This is a genomic window from Microcoleus sp. FACHB-68 (assembly GCF_014695715.1).
Classification (GTDB): domain Bacteria; phylum Cyanobacteriota; class Cyanobacteriia; order Cyanobacteriales; family Oscillatoriaceae; genus FACHB-68.
On the sequence record NZ_JACJOT010000011.1, the window covers coordinates 1 to 17,754 of the forward strand.

Consider the following 17,754-nt stretch of genomic DNA (forward strand, 5'->3'; position numbering starts at 1 on the left):
TTCGTTTCACAAGAATTACGGGCTGCAGAAGATCCTGAGTTTGAAACGTTCTACACCAAGAACATTCTGCTCAATGAAGGCATCCGCGCTTGGATGGCTCCCCAAGACCAACCCCATGAAGGCTTCACCTTCCCTGAAGAAGTTCTGCCTCGCGGTAACGCTCTGTAGAAGTTTACCTGGATTTATTTGTCCTTGGCAAAGACTCAATCATGCTTGACAAATGAATTCTGAGATGTCCCCCTTATCGCCCGGTAAGGGGGATTTTTCACAAAATCCCAGGAGAAAAGCCTCAGCCAAGAAAAATTTAAAATCGGTTGCTCAAGTTTGGGACTCGTGTGCTAGACTGAGGGAAGTTAAATTAAAAGAAAAAACCGTTAAGGGATTTAAGGAGGTGATGCCTATGCAAGACAGTAGTAAATGCATGGGTCATCAGGTTGAAGTCCGCCGGCTGTGCGCCGGGGCTGTTCTCTAACAGCTAGCCTAATTCCCTTCGGGGAAGTCAAATGGCTTTAAAAATTGGGCTTGCTTGGAGATCCTTCCGGCAGTCTGGTTTCAATCTGAAGACCCGCTAGACCGCTCTCACATTTAGCGTGAAGGTTTAAACCGAATCGCTGCCCGTGAGAGCGGATAGTTTTTTCGGGGTAAGTTGCACAGGGGAGCCGCCCCTACTTACGATGCAAAAGCAACAGGCAAAGGTAATTTGTTCGGTGAGCTGTTTAGCAGCAGAATACTTTTGCAAAAATAGTTTGTGCGCCCAGACAGCTATATAGTTTTCAAAACAAGCTATAATTGGCGCATTACAATTTTGTTGCAGCCATCCCACTTGTGAATCAATGAGTTGAACCCGCACCAACCGCAGGCTATCCTCTACCGTTAAGAATTTCCTCCCTCAAGCTAGCCACTTGCTTGAGCATCAAAGACGCCAGTGGCTTAACTAAAAAACCTTTGCTGCAGTCAAGGTTACTGGTAAGTTAAGTAAACGTTCAACCTGTCGAAAAAACGAATTGATTTCAAACTTACAGCAAAGCCGGCTCCAAGCGAAGAGGAGACAGTCTAGTTTGTGAGATTCACAAAATATTTCTTCATTCCCAGATCGTGGTCATGGTGTTAGACAACCAGGCACTCCAGCGAGAGGCTGCCGATCAAACTGAATTAATTGAGCAGCTGTTGGATATTGGCGCGGCACTTTCCAGCAGTTACGATCTGGGCGAGTTGCTGAACTTAATTTTATCCAAAAGTCGGGAAATAACTAGCAGTGATGCCGGCAGTGTTTACTTGGTAGACAGTAGCGATGGGACACCAAAGTTGCTGTTTAAAGTGGCGCAAAATGCCTCGCGGCCTAATGTTTCATTCCGCGAGTTTGCTATTCCCATGACGCGTCAAAGTTTGGCGGGATATGTGGCGTTAACAGGTGAAAGCTTGAACCTGCCAGATGCCTACGATCTTCCCCCTACGGTTCCTTACCAACTGGATCGCAGCTTTGACAGAGACATTTCTTATCACACCCGCTCAGTTCTAGTGTTACCGATGCAGAACCGGCAGGGCGACATGATGGGCGTCCTGCAATTGATCAATCGCAAAACTCAACCTGATGTCGCGGTGAACGCCGAAAACGTCCGAGAAGTTACCCAGCCATACTCGGATTGGGAACAGCGTATTGTGCGATCCCTGGCTTCTCAGGCGGCGATTTCCATTGAGCGAAATCAGTTGCAAGATAGTATTGAAAACTTGTTTGAAGGCTTTGTGAAAGCTTCTGTCCAAGTCATCGAAGCCAGAGATCCCTGTACATCTGGCCATTCTGAACGTGTAGCGTCCCTGACAGTCCGTCTCAGCGAAGAAGTTAATACAGTCTCCGTAGGACCCCTGCGCCAGATCAATTTTAGCGAACGCCAAATTCAAGAAACTCGCTACGCCGCTTTGTTGCACGATTTTGGCAAAGTTGGCGTGCCTGAAGCGATTTTAGTCAAACAAAAGAAATTATATCCAGGCCAGATGGATGTAATTCACTATCGCTTTACCTTGGCCAAACGGACGCTGGAAATGGAGTGCGCTGAAGAAAAATTCCGATATTTGCTCGCTCATCCCAATCACGAATCCGAGACGGGGTGTTCGGTATGTCAGCATTTGCAACAGTTCGACACCCAGCGGGATCGGGCAATTGAAAAACTAAATCATTACTGGCAGATCTTAGTGGAGGCAAATGAGCCTCGAATTTTGGCGGAGGCTCCTTTGGCTGAGCTGGGAGAGCTCTCTCGCTACACCTATCGAGATGTTGATGGTGGAATTCAGCCGCTGCTCTCACCAGCAGAGATGACGCAACTGATGGTACACAAAGGCAACCTGACCGATGAAGAGCGATTGGCAATTCAGTCTCATGTAACGCATACCTACGCCTTTCTGCAGCGGATTCCCTGGACGAAGGGTTTAGAAGAGATTCCTCAAATTGCCTATGGCCATCATGAGATGCTCGACGGCACCGGCTATCCACGGGGCTTGAAACAGCAGGAAATTCCTATACAAGCTCAAATTATTACGATTGCAGATATTTACGATGCCCTCACAGCTGGGGATCGCCCCTACAAACGGGGCTTGTCAGTTGAATCGGCATTGCAAATTTTGCGGCAGGAAGCGGCTCACAACAAAATTAATGCCGATTTTTTAGAGCTTTTTGAGCAGCGCCAAGTCTTTTCTGTGCTAGGACATAACTTAGAGGTTGAACTAGAGTCGGCGTAGGCTATAACGGCAGACATTAGCCACTTATTTGCGGTTGTCGGATTCGGAGCCGGCAGTTTCGGGTCAGCTCGCTACAAATAACCGGGAAAGCCAAGCATTCGTCGCCTAGAACCCTGATTAAATGATTGAGCAAGGTGAGATGCGAATCGTTTTGGATAAAGTATAATTTTTTGAGAAATGCTCACAGGAAGTTTATACTACATTCCTGCCTATCATCTGTTTTTGGAGCGGGTGAGCAGGGGACGACAACCCTTCCCCACTTGCGGCTGAAAGCAATGTTTGCTGAACGAACGGTGGAAAATCCGGAACAACAGGGGATTTTCCTAAACAGAAAATTTTCGCTTTCAGGACAGTGTTTAGACAGGGCCGTCACTGACTGTAAGTTATAAGTAAGCGCAGCCGTGAGCCGGCCAAACAATGCAACGCCCCACTAAGTTTTATCGAAAAAGTGGAACTTTTTTCAGCGGTTCTTCGTGTAGCGAGTAGGGAAGTTTACGGCCAAAAGACACCGGGCCACTTTTTGGCGAAAAAGCGGTGACGAAAGGTCAGTAAATGTGCTACTGTCTAGGAAGAAATTCAGCGGCTACAGTCAGGGTAGCCAGTATGTAGCCAAAGTGATGATTGGCACATCCTTTGAGAATAAGGCTAACTGAAATTAGCAAACTTCTCAAGAATCCCATTTCCAATAGGGAATGAGAATGTCAAAATAGAGCTAGCAGCCACCATTTCCAAACTGCCAGCTTACCTGATAGCTAAAAAAATCAGTGGCTGTGTATAAAGATAAATAGATGGCCGGCCCGTTAGTCTCTCAATAATAAGGTGTGAGGACAAGAGGGAAGATGTCTAAGATATTGTGGAATTCTCTATTTGCCAGCCCAGCAATTCTAGGGGCTGCTTTAGTAGTTTCAGCTTCTGCGATGGCCGCCGAAACAGGAACAACTCCTGAATTGGCTCAACCTCAAGCCGCAGCAGAAACCAAACTTTCAAAACCCGCTGCGATTGCTCTAAAACAGTTGGGAGACTCAGAGGAAAACCTTCTGGCTCCTGCAGCTTTAAGCACGAAAGAAGAGGCTGTAACAGCTGATCAACTGCTGCAAGGAGTAGAGGTAACCCCTCAGGCTCCAGTGGCTTTAAAGACCAATGAACAGGTGCAAACCGCTGAGCAACTTCTAGGAAGCTCGTCTAAAGAGAATGCTCAAACTGAGCCGGCTTTAGTACAAAATGAAGCCCCCAGCTCAGCAAAAATTGAAGTGCCCGCTCAGGTCGCGCAAACTCAACGCCAAGAAACACCGGCCACCACGACAGAGCCGGCAGGTCAAAATGTTTTACAGCAACTCAACCGATACAGCAACGAAGGCAGCGCCACTAACGCCACTGTCGGGCAAGTCACCTCAGTCTCGCAACTGTCTGACGTGCAACCGACAGACTGGGCCTTCCAGGCTTTGCAAAACTTGGTTGAGCGCTACGGCTGTATTGCCGGTTATCCGGATGGCACCTTTAGAGGCAACCGCGCTCTAACCCGTTATGAATTTGCTGCCGGTTTAAATGCCTGCTTGGAAACCATTACCCAGCTGATTGGACAACCGGGTGGAGATTTTGTTACCAAAGCAGATTTAGCCGCCCTCAACCGGTTGCTGGAAGAGTTTCAGGCAGAACTCGCCACCCTGCGCGGTCGGGTTGATGCCTTAGAAGCTCGCACCGCTGAGTTGGAAGCAAATCAGTTCTCCACCACAACCAAATTGGTGGGTGAAGCAATTTTTGCCGGCACCGACTCGTTTGGTGAGACCAATGATGTCCCTGCCTTCCAACAACGGGTTCGTCTCAACCTCAACACCAGTTTCACAGGTGAAGACCTCTTAATTACCCGTCTGCAAGTTGGGAATGCCGAACCCCTAAACGTGCTGAATGACTCCCGTGAAGGCACTCAGACGTTTAACGTCTATGGCGACACCGGGAATCAATTTATCCTTGATACCCTAGAATATTTCTTCCCGTTTGGCGAAAGATTAGATCTAGTGGTTGCAGCCAACGCAGGCGTTTGGGAAGACTTCACGCCCACCCTTAACCCCTATATGGAAGACTTTGATGGGGGTAATGGGTCACTGTCCGCTTTCGGTCAGCGCAACCCGATTTATCGCCTCGGTGGCGGACAAGGGGTCGGAGCTAATATTCGCTTCGGTCGTACTAACATTTTCAACGTTCTCAAACCCAGTTCTTTAACCTTAGGCTACCTCGCTTCTGAAGGCTCTAGCCCTGATGCGGGTAATGGTTTCTTTAGTGGTGATTACTCTGCCTTGGCCCAGCTGAACTTTACCATCGGCGGCGTCTCCTTGGCAGCAACCTACATCAACTCCTACTTTGGAGAAGGCAACTTCGGGTTTGATAACGGCGCATCTGTCGGAATTGACGATGATGGCGGCATCTCACCCAGAGGCTTTGTCGGCACCAATGTCGCCAATACTTTAGGTGGCAGAACCAACCCAATCAGCGCCAATTCCTACGGTCTTCAAGCTTCGTTACAAGTTAGCCCCCGCTTCGGCATTAGCGGCTGGGTTGGCTACACAAACTTTAGTTTGCTGCACAGCGATAATGATCGCGGTCTCCGTGGAGATGGTAGCATCTGGAACTACGCCATTACCCTCGCCTTCCCCGACTTGTTGAAAGAAGGGAACCTGGCCGGCATCGTCTTGGGTGCCCAGCCTTACCTGACAAACTTCCGGGCCGGCAATGTCAATATTGATCGCGATGAAATTCCCTGGCACGTTGAAGGTTTCTACAAGTATCAGCTGACAGATAATATCTCGCTAACGCCTGGTGTAATCTGGCTGTTGAACCCCAACCAAAGCGAGGACAACCCGCAAACCGTTATCGGTACGCTCAGAGGAACCTTTACCTTCTAGGTTAAACTCTTAGTTTTTATGAGCAATTGGAAGCTCCGCACTTGGCGGAGCTTTTTTCTTGTTTTCTTTTAGAAACTAGCAAACCCCGGTGGAGAACCGGGGTATAATTGAAAAAGCCCAGACCGACGCTGTTGACATAACATCTTGCCCGTGCAACTTTCATCAAAAAGTGAATACGCGCTTCTAGCCCTTTTAGAGTTGGCCGGTCACTACCACGACGGTGAGCCGCTCCAAATTCGGCAAATTGCAGCTAAGCAAAATATCCCTGACCGATACCTAGAGCAACTATTGGCCACCTTAAGACGCTGTGGACTAATTCGCAGCCTGCGGGGTGCCAAAGGCGGTTATATCCTAGGTCGGGAACCTTGGAAAATCACACTCTTTGAAGTGGTGGGCTGTATAGAGGGATTGGACTCTCAGAAGCCTGAAAATAACTCCCCGCTCAAAACTCTAGAGAGTGCTGTAGTTTGGGATGTCTGGCAAGAAGTTTGCTCAAGCGCCAATTCAGTCTTGCAAAAGTACACAATCCAGGATCTCTGTGAGCAGCGAGATGCAAAGCGTCAAGTAGACATTATGTATTACATCTAATTGGAGATGGGGCCTTGGCAAAAATCTAGAGAATGCCCTGGGTTCAACGCCTCCGTAACAACGGGATTCTGAAGCGAATTGCCGGCCACACGACTAACAACTTACCATTGACAATTGAGAAATTTTATGAATATTGCTCATGACATGACTGAATTAGTGGGTCGCACCCCCCTGGTGCAACTCAACCGCATCCCCCAAGTAGAAGGCTGTGTGGCGCGAATTGTCGTGAAGTTGGAGGGAATGAACCCAGCGGCGTCTGTCAAAGACCGAATCGGCGTCAGTATGATTAATGTAGCCGAAGAGAACGGGCAGATCACTCCAGGCAAAACAGTTTTGGTCGAACCCACCTCAGGAAACACCGGCATCGCCCTGGCAATGGTTGCAGCAGCCAAAGGCTACCAGCTCATCTTAACCATGCCAGACACGATGAGTTCTGAGCGCAGAGCGATGCTTCGCGCTTACGGTGCGCGGCTGGAACTAACCCCAGGAATTGAGGGCATGACTGGCGCAATTCGGCGGGCACAAGAAATTGTTCAGACAACGCCCCATGCTTATATGCTGCAACAATTTTGCAACCCAGCTAACCCCCAAGTTCACCGGCAAACCACCGCTGAAGAAATTTGGCAAGATACCGATGGACAGGTGGATATTTTGGTCGCCGGCATCGGCACCGGCGGCACCCTCACAGGTGTGGCTGAAGCGATCAAGCAACGCAAGCCAGAATTTAAAGCCATCGCAGTTGAGCCGGCTAACAGCCCTGTCCTCTCTGGTGGCCACCCCGGACCCCACAAAATTCAAGGAATTGGTGCCGGTTTCATTCCCCAAGTCCTCAACGTCGCCCTCATTGATGAAGTCATCACCGTTACAGATGATGAATCCATTGCTTACGGGCGTCGCTTAGCCAGAGAAGAAGGAATTCTTTCCGGCATTTCCACCGGCGCTGCCCTTTGCGCCGCTATTGCGGTTGGCAAGCGCCCTGAAAATAAAGGAAAATTAATTGTGATGGTTCAGCCCAGCTTCGGAGAGCGCTACTTGAGTACCCCCTTGTTCCAAGAAGCCGAACTCAGCGTCCCAGCAGTTGTGGGTTAAGCGCAAAAAGCCAGAAGCCAGAACCTTTACATCACTTCTGACTTCTGACTTCACTCAATTAGTTTTATGGCAAACTCCAACCACTATGACACCCTTCAGGTAAGCTCAAAGGCAACTCAATCGGAGATCAAGCAAGCTTACCGGCGTTTGGTTAAACTTTTTCATCCAGACAGCAATTCTGAAACAGCCGGCCACGAAGAGATTGTTCGCCTTAATGCCGCCTACGAAATTTTGGGGGACACTCAGCGCCGGCAGTCTTACGATCGGCAGATGCACAAGCACTCAACAGCAGCCCCCGGCAGCCGACAAGGGCGCACTGCATCTACCCAAACTCAATACCGGCAACAAAAGCGGCAAGCTGGACAGGATACCGACGAGCAACTCCAGCAATGGCTGACTCAAGTTTATAAGCCCGTCAATCAAATGCTCGCTCGTATTCTCAATCCTCTAGGCGCTCAAATCGACAAACTATCCGCCGATCCCTTTGACGATGAACTCCTAGAAGCCTTTCAAACTTACTTAAACACCTGCCGCGAGTTTCTTAACCAAGCTCAACAGTGTTTTCGATCCATGCCTAATCCAGCGCCGGTTGCCGGTGTTGCTGCTCATCTCTACTACTGCCTTAATCAAGTCGGGGATGGCATCGATGAGTTAGAGTTCTTCACCCTCAACTACGATGACTACTACCTGCACACAGGTCAAGAACTATTCCGAATTGCCGCCGGCTTGCGCCGAGAAGCTCAAGTCGCCATTCGAGACATTTAATGATCCCAATGCCCAGATTTGGGATTTGGTTTATGCTGGAATGAGCGCAGGTTTACTTAACTTTACATTTACGAATGAAATGCATCATTAATCGTAAGGCTCAGTTTTCAGCAAGCCACCGATACTGGCTGCCAGAATTGAGCGAAGCGGAAAACTGGCAGCGGTTCGACGTATGTACCCGCACACCGGGACACGGCCATAACTACGTCTTGTTTGTCTCTATGGCCGGCGAACTCGATGAATATGGCATGGTACTTAACTTATCCGACGTCAAACACGTTATCAAGCAAGAAGTTACCAGCCAGCTAGACTTTTCCTATCTCAACGACGCTTGGCCAGAATTTCAGCAAACCCTACCCACCACGGAAAACATCGCACGGGTCATTTGGCACCGGCTTGCCGATCACTTGCCCCTTATCCGCATTCAGCTATTTGAACACCCTCAACTTTGGGCCGATTATCTAGGAAACGGAATGGAAGCTTATCTCACAGTTGCTACTCACTTTAGTGCTGCTCACCGCCTCGCCCGTCCTGATCTCAGCTATGAAGATAACTGTGAGATATACGGCAAGTGCGCTCGTCCAAACGGCCACGGTCATAACTACCATTTGGAAGTGACAGTTAAGGGCGAAATTGACCCGCGCACCGGCATGATAGTTGAGTTAGTTGCTTTACAAAAAGCCATCGAAGATCATGTGGTTGAGCCGTTCGATCACACTTTCTTAAATAAAGATATTCCTTACTTTGCGGAAGTCGTTCCCACGGCTGAAAATATTGCCGCCCATATCGCCAACCTGCTCAAACAACCGATCCGCGATATGGGTGCTCATTTGCATAAAGTGAAGCTGATTGAAAGTCCGAATAATTCTTGTGAAATCTACGCCGCCGACTTAGAACCGGCTGATGCTAGCCATCAAAAAAATGAGTCGGTTTTGATGCCGGTGTAAGTTCACTTACTAAAAATGTGAACCCTAAAAACTTCCAAGGCAAAAGAGTAAATTGTTCTCTTTTGCCTTTTCCTTTACCGAACACTGAGTTGATTGGAGTCAGTAAATCAGCCTCAAACTTGCCGATTTTTGTCCCAACAAAAGTTCTTTATTCTTCTCCTATTCATCAATCAGTTAAAATTTAATACCCATCCGCTTAAACTATTTTGTGATCAGAAACTTTATAGGATGGGTTAAGGAGTGAGTGTGAATTTAATTCGATTAGAAATAGCAGACTTAGTTTGGGCACTAGGTTTGATGGCAATTGCGATCGGCTTGTCAGCGTGGCAAAGAATAGGATTAGAAGGGCAATTAACCCTAGCAACAGGGCGCACCACTGTCCAACTGCTCGTGGTTGGCTACTTTTTAGAAGCCGTATTCGCGTTAAATGATCCTTGGGTTGTGCTGGCAGTCGTTGTCGTGATGCTAACGATCGCAGCCATAGTTGCCCGTAACCGCATTAGCAAGAAAATTCCCCAAGTGTTGCTGGTCGTTTGGGGTTCAATTTTAGTGAGTAGTGCCCTGACCTTAGCTTATACAAACTTATTAATTATTAGACCGGCAACTTGGTACGAACCGCAATATATCATCCCGTTGGCCGGCATTGTGTTGGGAAACGCTATGAATGGTGCTGCAATTGCCGGCGAACGTCTCGTCAGCAGCATTAATACCAGTCAACTAGAAATTGAAACCCACCTATCTTTGGGGGCTACTCCACAACAAGCCGTCGCATCTTACCGTAAAGAAGCCATCAAAGCCGGCATGATTCCCACCATAAATACCATGATGGTGGTCGGCGTCGTCACACTACCAGGAATTATCACCGGCCAATTGCTCAGTGGGGTTAGACCGATTGACGCCGCAGCCTATCAAATGCTGATTATGTTCATGCTGGCGCTCACAACCATAACAACCACCTTGCTTGTCACGCAAGGACTGTGCCGACAGTTTTTCAATCAAGCCGCTCAATTGCAAAAGTTTTAACAGAGGAAGCGGGAGCACAAGAGCGAAGGAAAAGTCTCCCTTAACAATGCCCCATGCCCCATTTCCACCTCTCACTTTATCCGCGTGGATTGTGAGCGCCGATTTGAGAGCCGGTGGGATCGTACACCTGAATGGGAATATTCGCGTTGTTGCTAATCGCTTCCAAAGCAGTTTGTAACGTTTTAATGTGATTGCTCACACTTCGCCGGCTCTTGTTATCCTTCTTGCGGTCTGCCGCAATTGCTGTCTGCCTGACAGTTTTTTGGTATTCAGGCGTAATGTAAACAGTCATCAAGTCGTTAGTGACTGTATAATCGCAGATTTTCGGTTTACCGCTACAGGTCTTTCTTAAATCCACACGGGCTTTTTGTAAAGCAACGGCGGACTGGAGTCTGACTTGTGCCTCCTGTAAGGCGTTGCTGTAAGACTCCCGCAGTGGCAGAGATTGATTGTGGTAATTCGTTCCATTCGGCACTTGCTGGGCATTAGCCAAAGCCTGACGCCAATAAGCCACCGCTTGCGACCACTGATTTCTTTGCTCGGCAATTTTAGCGCTTCCAGCATAACGCAGCGCTTGATTGTAAGAAGAGGCCGAGATTTCCTCACTGGTTTTGCGTTCCTGCGCCTGTGCCAGTTGCACCCGATAGCTATCTAACAGTGGCTGCGTTTCCTGATGGGCCACGGTTCCCTTGGGAACCTGCTGCACCACCTGAATTGCTGTTTGCCAAGTAGAGTAAACCTGCTGCCAACTTTCCAACGACTGGGCCACACCTTGGCGAGCTTCGGCAATTTGAGCTGCACCTTTAGCTGCTTTGAGTTTACTCTCAGCTAATTGTTCTGCCTTGACTCGCCGGTTGATCGTCGCTAAATTAGCACGATACTCTTTTAATTTGCGCTCTCGCCACGGGTAAACTTGACTGTCTTCAGGAATTTGTTCGATCTGAGCGATCGCCTCTCGCCAAAGCGACTGAACTTCTAGCCAAGTTTTCACCGGATGGGGGGGATTTTGGCTTTTTTGCGCTGCCGTTGTTGCTTTCTTTTGAATCTCTATAACGTCATTCAGTCGCTCAGACTGCATTTTATAGGTATCTAACAATTCCTGGGCTTCATGGTAATAAAAAGACCAGAAAGGAATCGTTTTTAACAGCCCCCTTGCCTTAGCGAGTTGGTTTTGGGCTTCCGCCGGCGCAGTGACAGATTTTGCCTGCTCTATGGTTTTTGCCGCTTCCCCGCTCAGTTGCTTCGCTGTTCTCATCTCCTGACACGTACCAAGTACACAAGGACGGCTCAGGGGGTAAACAATGGCAGCCAGCAGGAACAGCGCCACTCCCGTACCTGCCAGCAGCATCGGCAGACTGGAGCTAGAGGATGCCGGCTTTGCCGGTGCCGATTTCGGCGGGTTCTGCTGTTCGGGTGCCGGGGTTTCTGGGGACTCGTTGGCTGGTTCAGCTTTGATGGCCGGTTCTGAAACCTCCCAACCCTCCGGTAAACTCCAGATATCCTCGATCTCAGCCACACCGGCTCTGGTTGCTGGCTTTTCAACCGAGCTTCCCATCCCTGTAGCCTCCTGCAGCCGCGTTGCCTTTGACCCTTGCTCTCTAGCCGAGCCGGCCTGTGGCTTCATCATAAAGGTGTGGGAGGCATAAGGCTGTTTTTTGCTTGCCAATCGCAGGTATAGTTGCACCTTTTGCGTCAAGTCAGGTTGCAAACCTTTGATGGCTTGCTCTAAAGCGTTGAATACTTGTTGCGGATCGGGCACAACCACATCTGGATGCTGGCTCACCACAGTTAAAGTTTCTTCTTGGCGACTGCACCGTACCTGAAGTGGGCCATTTGGGAAGAATTTCAACTGCAAGCGTTCTTCTAACAGCTGTCCTAGAATTTGTAAGTCACCCTGCCGTACTGCTGTTGTCATAGGGCCATTCCACCTGTTTTGTTATTTAACGACTGAAGCAGGTTTTACCATAATTTGGCTTGGCTGAGCCGTTACTCAAATACATCATTCACTATACTTGGCTCTGGCTTTACTTGCCTTTTGTGTGTTAGCGCGTAGCCAACGCTGTGATAAAAAACTTAACAATTAACTTTTAGAACTTTGCAATGATTTGGGTCGCGCTATTTATATCGCTGAGGATTATAGCACATACCTGCGATAAAGTTATGATTTTTGCTAACGTGGAGGTCACTATATTTTAAATTTTAAAGTTGCGTGAGGGCGAACACCCTGTCACCGACAATACTTACCGAAACGGATATATCGTGAATTAGCGCCACAGTCAGTTCAAAGAGCACGCTATTGTAAGGGTCAACCCTGATATGGTAGTAGAATCCCCCGTAATTTTAGGTGCTCAAGCGTTCATAATGTCTCCTAGCATTCCACTAGATGAACAAGTGGTTTCGATGACCGGCACATCTTCTGGAATTGGCGCAGCACTCGCCCAGCTGTTCGCCCAACGATTCCTCCGCATCCCCTTCGTGCTACCTTGCCGCCGCAAACCGCTCAATCTCGCAGCCGTCCTCTGTCACGGAGGCGGTGCCGGCTTGCTTTGGGCTGCCAAGATGCTCAGCATCAAACAAGTAGAAGCCTTAGCGGAAGAAACGATAAGCCATTGTAGGACAGCCAGTAGCGCCGGTTACAGGCTGATCAGGCTAGTCAAACACATTTGTGCATCCGAGTTCTATCGGCAGATCCTAGGAATCTGGGCGTTAATGCCGGTGATGGGATTTTTCTTGGAACGGCTCGCTTTTCTCTTAGCGAGAGTTGACTACGCGTTTAAAATTGCCCTAGCAGAACTAACTAACGCCTTGGGAATACAACTAGCCCCGGTCAATCTCTCTGTCAGCATTATTGAACCGGAGTTAGTGAATTCTACTTTTTTTAACGGAGCAACTAAAAGGGTAGAATTGCTTCCCCAATCCCGGCACAAATGCGGCGAAAGTGCAAATTAGGAATGGGTAATGGCTAATAGGGGATGGGGCATCTAATTTATGACTTATGACTTAGAACACTGGATATCAGGCTTTTGTGGGGGAAATTCCCCACAATCTTGGGATGGCAATTTCATTCTTGAACTTTCATCCTTTATTCCGAACTCAAAAAAGGGCGTGGCATTGCCATGCCGGTATCACCTTTCACTAAACTGATAGTTAATATGGACTTGCTAGAATACCAAGCCAAAGAATTATTTCGTGAAATGGGCATTCCCGTTTTGCCCTCGCAACGCATTGATCATCCCAGCGATCTCAAGGGACTGAGAATTCCCTATCCAATTGCGCTCAAATCTCAAGTTCGCGTCGGCGGACGGGGTAAAGCCGGCGGGGTCAAGTTTGTAGAAAACACCATTGATGCCGTCGCTGCTGCCCAGGCAATCTTTCATTTGCCCATCATGGGCGAATACCCGCAAGTAGTTTTGGCAGAGTCAAAATACGACGCTGACCAAGAATTTTATCTGGCAGTTATTCTTGATCGCGCCACCCGCCGGCCTGTGCTTTTGGGTTCTATTAAGGGAGGCATCGATGCCGAAGCAACCCTCGAATACATCCAGCTGGTTGTCGTTGATGAGGAATTTTCCCCATTTTACGCTCGGCGTTTGGCGTTGAAGATGGGATTGAAAGGCGAACTGATTGAGTCAGTTAGCGGCATCGTGCAAAAAATGTACCAGTTGTTTGTCCAAAAAGACTTGGATTTAGTGGAAATTAATCCCCTCGGCATTAGTGCCACTGGCCAAGTTATGGCACTCGATGGCAAAGTGACTGCCAACGATGAAGCTTTGGGGCGGCATCCGGAACTGGCTACGCTTGCGTCAAAAATGTCTAAACGCGCCAAAGACGAGGAAATTCCACCAGCACTCGCGAACCAGAATTTTGTCCAGCTAGACGGAAATATTGCGATTATTTGCAATGGAGCCGGCTTGACAATGGCCACGTTAGATTTAGTCTGCTTTACCGGCGGCCAGCCAGCGAATTTTCTCAATATTTCCCCCCTATCTAATGAGGCCGGTTGGAGAATGGCCTCTTATGATTCAATTCCTGGAAACCCGCTTCCCAAAGAGGTTGACAGCTGGAGCGAATACTTAGAACAAGCGCTGGAACTAGCAACTCAAAACAAAAATGTTAAGGTTGTCCTCGTCAATATTCTCGGCAGTGTGACGCTGTGTGAGGAGACGGCAGCAGCGATTGAAACTTATTTGAAGCGACGAGAAAGTTCTTCTCGAACGCGCAGTGGGCTTCATGTTATTGTCCGCCTTGTTGGGGGCAATCTTTCTGTAGCCAAAGAGCGCTTGTCTGCGATTAAAGTGCCCTTGATTGAGGATTTGGAAGAGGCAGTGGCGAAAGCCGTGGATAAAGCAAAAGCGGTGGTTGGTTATTAGATTTTTGAGAAAGGTATTTTTTAACCACATAAATACAAATTTGTAAACGGTTGAGGTGATAGGAAAATTGGCAGTTGGAGACTTTTTTACGAGGTTGATGAATCGTTCGGTTATTTGTCATAAAGTCAGGAGTTAGCAGGTCGTGAAAAAAACAACGTGCCAGCAACCACTGATACCAAACAAAGGACAAAAAACAAAGGGAAAAAAACAGCTGGCAGGAGATTTGATGAGTTTTAAAGCAGACAGTAAAGTTTTGATACAGGGCATCGCAGAAACGCTGGGTTCAACCCATGCAGCTTTGATGAAGACTTATGGCACTAATGTCGTCGCGGGTGTTAGCGCCGGCAAAGGAGGGCAAACACTGCACGACATTCCCGTATTTGATATGGTGGATCAGGCGCTGCCGGCGGTTGGCCCGGTGGACATCACGGCGATTTTTACGCCGGCTTACTTGGTACTTGATGCCGCCTTAGAAGCAATTGCCGCCGGCATTCGGCAAATAATTATTATCACCGAGGGTGTGCCACCGCTCGATATGGTTCGCTTAGCCGCAAAAGCTGAAGCCACCGACACCCTAGTAATTGGCCCTAGCTGTCCGGGTGTAATTGTACCGGGAAAAGTTTTGCTAGGAACCCATCCCAGTGAATTTTACATCCCTGGCCCTGTGGGGTTGATCAGTCGCAGCGGCACTCTGACGTACGAAATTGCCCGCGAGTTAACCCGATCCGGTTTAGGTCAATCTACCTGTGTCGGCATTGGCGGCGATGCAATTGTTGGTTCTTCTTTTCAGCAATGGTTGCAAATTTTAGAGGAAGATGACGCAACCGAGGTGATTGTTTTAGTCGGAGAGATTGGCGGCGCAAGTGAAGAAGCGGCTGCACGGTATATTGATGAGGCGATTGATAAGCCGGTGATTGCTTATATAGCCGGCCACCACGCCCCCAAAGGCAGACGCTTAGGACACGCCGGCGCGATTATTACTGCTGGTTTAGCGGATTTAGGGGCAGATGTTGGCACAGCAGAAAGCAAGATGGCCGCTTTTAAGCAAGCCAAAGTGCCGGTGGCAGAACGTCCTTCCCAAATTCCCGAACTTGTTAAAAAAGTGCTTAAGAAATCAGGGCATAAAAAGAAGTAATCACACCCTTTGATCGGCACGTCTGAATGGAATTTGAAATTGCCGATAATCAGTCCAAACTAATTGAACAATGACACCGTGTTGTTGTTCATCAAAAAGCCGTCGAGTAGCCAACGGTGAGGCGCACATCATCACGCTCTCCGTTGCCGTCGGCAATATCGCTTTGCAAACCAATGTCGAGTACGCTCTGGTAGCCAACCTGCTGGCGCAGCCCAATCCCAGCCGATATGATGGCTTCGCCTCCCCTTTCCTCATTGCCGCCTACCCCCACTTCGGCCAGAATCGTGCGATCAAAGCGACGCGGGTAACCCAACGGTCTTGAGTAGCCCAGAACCACACCAGGCACAACAAAGCGCTCGTCGTCATCAGCCTGTGTTTTCACGTTCAGATCGACGTTTAGGTGCAGGCGATCATATTGCCCAACTGTTTTACTTGCAATGCCCCGCAGGTGAAAATCCACACCATCTGAATCGCGCCCCGTTGGAAAAGAGGCATCAGCCCGAACAGCAAAAGCCGGTGTATTGTCGTATTCACGGTTGAAGTTGTGGAAGACACCCACAGAGACATTGCCCAGATCGAAGCCGGTATCGTCCGCGCCAACGCTCGGATCGATACCGATATTGAGGTGTGTGTTGGGCGCGAAGCCGTAGAGATACTCCACCTCAAACTCAGCCCCCACCGAGTGCCTGTGTGGCTTGACCAGCGATACTCCCAGTTCAAACGACTGCTCGCCGAAACCGATGCTCTCTGCGTCATCGAAGGAAAGTGGCCGGTTAGCGTCAATGTTGTTGTGGTCAACAGCGCGTGCTGAGGAAGCTGCAACTACTACAAATGTCAGTGTTTCCAGTGCGGCGATCACAGATTTTGTTAGTTGTCTCATGGTATGTTTTACCTCCCTTTTCAGTTGTTAAGTGCGAGGTCAATCAAAATCAGTGGCCTGTATGTTTGCCGGCGGGAATTCTTAAATTGGGTTCCGTCTTGCCTTGCGGCAGTGTGTTGTGCTTGATCGGGTCGTGATTCGTTTTGTGCTGTTCTGTTATGCCCGGTGGCTGGTTCGTGGGCATACCGTGATTCATCAAGCCCGCCGGCATCATGCCCATTCCAGGCATTCCCGGCATAAATCGGTGGTCGTGCAACGGCTCATTGGCATTAAAGTCGCCTGGTTTCATGTCCTTATGTGCTTCGGCAGACACCATCCAGATAGCACGCTTAATTTGCACCTTCTTTTGCTCTTCAGTCATCCAATCTGAAGCCAGAATGTCGTTAACCATGTCGTGCAGCATATGCAGGTTATCGAAGGTATTTGAGATATGCGGGAAGCGTGCTGCAAAGTCTGGGCTAAGCTCGGCAAACATTGGCATGAACGGTCGATCTGTGCGATACAATTCAACCTCGTGGTATCGCTTGCCGGCTGTGGCGTAGGCGTTGCGCTGCTCTTGAAGCGTCTTGCCTGAAAGCAGGTCATACATCGTACCTTGTAGCCAGTGATAGCCCCAAAACAGACCGTTCACCTTCGGATACTTCTGGCGAAACGCCTTTGAATAAGGCTGCGAATCGAGGTAGCCCATGTTCAGTGGCAAGGGCGTAATCGCATAGGGTACGCTGTCAACGTAGAAACGATACAGCCGCTCGATTTCGGCATCTTTTTGGGTGTCGGTTAACTTAGTGCTGGCTAGCACATCCACCGTTTGGGCGTGCAAAACGTGCGTCCAGTCGAAGACTTGCTCTAACACACCGTATCTGCGCCCAAAGGTTGAGGAAATGTTCGCTTCGTCAGGCATAAAGCGTGGCGGGTTTTTCAACACCCAGTTGATACGATTGAAGGTGTCGGTTTCTAATCGGTCGGCTTTGCCAATCACCAGATCTTGGTAAGCCATCGCGTGACCAACGGCGACTGCGTTCAAATCCAGAGCAAGCGATCGCACGTTATAAATATCGTCGTTATATGAACCACGCTTGCGATAGATATGATTTCTATCCTTGTTGTCCATCCAACGCGGTAAATTGTCGGGCACAGGTGGCAACGTTAGAGTCTTATTGTCTAGAGTTCCTGTTGCCGGTGTCTCTACCGTGCCCATATCGTCCCCTTGAGGCGTTGCTGAAAAAGTAATGCTAGGTGGAATACAATAAAGTCATGAAATGTCCTCAATGTCACTCCACTCAAACCGCTAAAAACGGGCATCGTCGTGGCAGACAATGCTACA

The 17,754-nt window shown here is 48.9% G+C and carries 14 protein-coding genes; 11 read left to right on the forward strand and 3 right to left on the reverse strand.

The annotated features are described in order from the left end of the window. The 8 genes from H6F73_RS17715 to fetB all read left to right on the forward strand — a co-directional run. The coding region (locus tag H6F73_RS17715) for a photosystem II protein D2 (RefSeq protein ID WP_190757555.1) at positions 1-168 on the forward strand (168 nt) is incomplete at its 5' end. A 933-nt stretch (positions 169-1,101) separates the two neighbouring features. Beyond that, entirely contained in the window at positions 1,102-2,733 is a 1,632-nt protein-coding gene (locus H6F73_RS17720; protein ID WP_190760114.1) for an HD domain-containing phosphohydrolase, read from the forward strand. Positions 2,734-3,572: 839 nt separating this feature from the next. Further along, complete coding sequence (locus tag H6F73_RS17725) at positions 3,573-5,633, forward strand: iron uptake porin (RefSeq protein WP_190760115.1); 2,061 nt, start codon at positions 3,573-3,575, stop codon at positions 5,631-5,633. A gap of 150 nt (positions 5,634-5,783) precedes the next feature. Next, the gene (locus H6F73_RS17730) at positions 5,784-6,221 is read left to right on the forward strand and encodes an Rrf2 family transcriptional regulator (protein ID WP_190760116.1); all 438 of its coding nucleotides are present in this window, start codon (positions 5,784-5,786) and stop codon (positions 6,219-6,221) included. 126 nt (positions 6,222-6,347) lie between these two features. After that, on the forward strand, positions 6,348-7,310 hold the full coding sequence (cysK, locus tag H6F73_RS17735) for a cysteine synthase A (protein WP_190760117.1): 963 nt from the start codon (positions 6,348-6,350) through the stop codon (positions 7,308-7,310). 66 nt (positions 7,311-7,376) lie between these two features. Continuing rightward, the gene (locus H6F73_RS17740) at positions 7,377-8,075 is read left to right on the forward strand and encodes a J domain-containing protein (RefSeq protein WP_190760118.1); all 699 of its coding nucleotides are present in this window, start codon (positions 7,377-7,379) and stop codon (positions 8,073-8,075) included. 74 nt (positions 8,076-8,149) lie between these two features. Further along, a complete protein-coding gene (locus H6F73_RS17745) occupies positions 8,150-9,022 on the forward strand; it encodes a 6-carboxytetrahydropterin synthase (protein WP_190760119.1) in 873 nt (290 codons plus the stop codon). Between the two features lie 246 nt (positions 9,023-9,268). Further along, on the forward strand, positions 9,269-10,045 hold the full coding sequence (fetB, locus tag H6F73_RS17750) for an iron export ABC transporter permease subunit FetB (RefSeq protein ID WP_190760120.1): 777 nt from the start codon (positions 9,269-9,271) through the stop codon (positions 10,043-10,045). Between the two features lie 76 nt (positions 10,046-10,121). Here the strand turns inward: fetB and H6F73_RS17755 are convergent, their stop codons facing one another. After that, positions 10,122-11,960, reverse strand: coding sequence for a hypothetical protein (locus H6F73_RS17755; RefSeq protein ID WP_190760121.1), 1,839 nt, complete (start codon positions 11,958-11,960; stop codon positions 10,122-10,124). 401 nt (positions 11,961-12,361) lie between these two features. Between H6F73_RS17755 and H6F73_RS17760 the strand changes: the two genes are divergently transcribed. The 3 genes from H6F73_RS17760 to H6F73_RS17770 all read left to right on the forward strand — a co-directional run bounded on the left by H6F73_RS17760 (position 12,362) and on the right by H6F73_RS17770 (position 15,550). Further along, on the forward strand, positions 12,362-12,994 hold the full coding sequence (locus tag H6F73_RS17760) for a hypothetical protein (RefSeq protein WP_190760122.1): 633 nt from the start codon (positions 12,362-12,364) through the stop codon (positions 12,992-12,994). Positions 12,995-13,197: 203 nt separating this feature from the next. Continuing rightward, on the forward strand, positions 13,198-14,415 hold the full coding sequence (locus tag H6F73_RS17765; protein ID WP_190760125.1) for a succinate--CoA ligase subunit beta: 1,218 nt from the start codon (positions 13,198-13,200) through the stop codon (positions 14,413-14,415). A gap of 226 nt (positions 14,416-14,641) precedes the next feature. Then, on the forward strand, positions 14,642-15,550 hold the full coding sequence (locus H6F73_RS17770; protein WP_190760123.1) for a CoA-binding protein: 909 nt from the start codon (positions 14,642-14,644) through the stop codon (positions 15,548-15,550). A 91-nt stretch (positions 15,551-15,641) separates the two neighbouring features. Here the strand turns inward: H6F73_RS17770 and H6F73_RS17775 are convergent, their stop codons facing one another. Together H6F73_RS17775 and H6F73_RS17780 are read right to left on the reverse strand one after the other, a co-directional pair. Further along, positions 15,642-16,430 (reverse strand): hypothetical protein, encoded by a 789-nt coding sequence (locus H6F73_RS17775; protein ID WP_190760124.1) that lies wholly within the window; start codon positions 16,428-16,430, stop codon positions 15,642-15,644. Positions 16,431-16,479: 49 nt separating this feature from the next. Continuing rightward, positions 16,480-17,628 carry a hypothetical protein gene (locus H6F73_RS17780; RefSeq protein WP_199330658.1) on the reverse strand — a complete coding sequence of 383 codons (1,149 nt, stop codon included), beginning with the start codon at positions 17,626-17,628 and terminating at the stop codon, positions 16,480-16,482. Positions 17,629-17,754: the final 126 nt, after the last annotated feature.

Excerpts from the sequence above, each read along its gene's own strand:
- H6F73_RS17720 (WP_190760114.1), top strand. The coding sequence starts at position 1,102 with ATGGTGTTAGACAACCAGGCACTCCAGCGAGAGGCTGCCGATCAAACT.
- H6F73_RS17725 (WP_190760115.1), top strand. The coding sequence starts at position 3,573 with ATGTCTAAGATATTGTGGAATTCTCTATTTGCCAGCCCAGCAATTCTA.
- cysK (WP_190760117.1), top strand. The coding sequence starts at position 6,348 with ATGAATATTGCTCATGACATGACTGAATTAGTGGGTCGCACCCCCCTG.
- H6F73_RS17740 (WP_190760118.1), top strand. The coding sequence starts at position 7,377 with ATGGCAAACTCCAACCACTATGACACCCTTCAGGTAAGCTCAAAGGCA.
- H6F73_RS17745 (WP_190760119.1), top strand. The coding sequence starts at position 8,150 with ATGAAATGCATCATTAATCGTAAGGCTCAGTTTTCAGCAAGCCACCGA.
- H6F73_RS17755 (WP_190760121.1), bottom strand. The coding sequence starts at position 11,960 with ATGACAACAGCAGTACGGCAGGGTGACTTACAAATTCTAGGACAGCTG.
- H6F73_RS17760 (WP_190760122.1), top strand. The coding sequence starts at position 12,362 with ATGGTAGTAGAATCCCCCGTAATTTTAGGTGCTCAAGCGTTCATAATG.
- H6F73_RS17765 (WP_190760125.1), top strand. The coding sequence starts at position 13,198 with ATGGACTTGCTAGAATACCAAGCCAAAGAATTATTTCGTGAAATGGGC.
- H6F73_RS17770 (WP_190760123.1), top strand. The coding sequence starts at position 14,642 with ATGAGTTTTAAAGCAGACAGTAAAGTTTTGATACAGGGCATCGCAGAA.
- H6F73_RS17775 (WP_190760124.1), bottom strand. The coding sequence starts at position 16,430 with ATGAGACAACTAACAAAATCTGTGATCGCCGCACTGGAAACACTGACA.
- H6F73_RS17780 (WP_199330658.1), bottom strand. The coding sequence starts at position 17,628 with ATGGGCACGGTAGAGACACCGGCAACAGGAACTCTAGACAATAAGACT.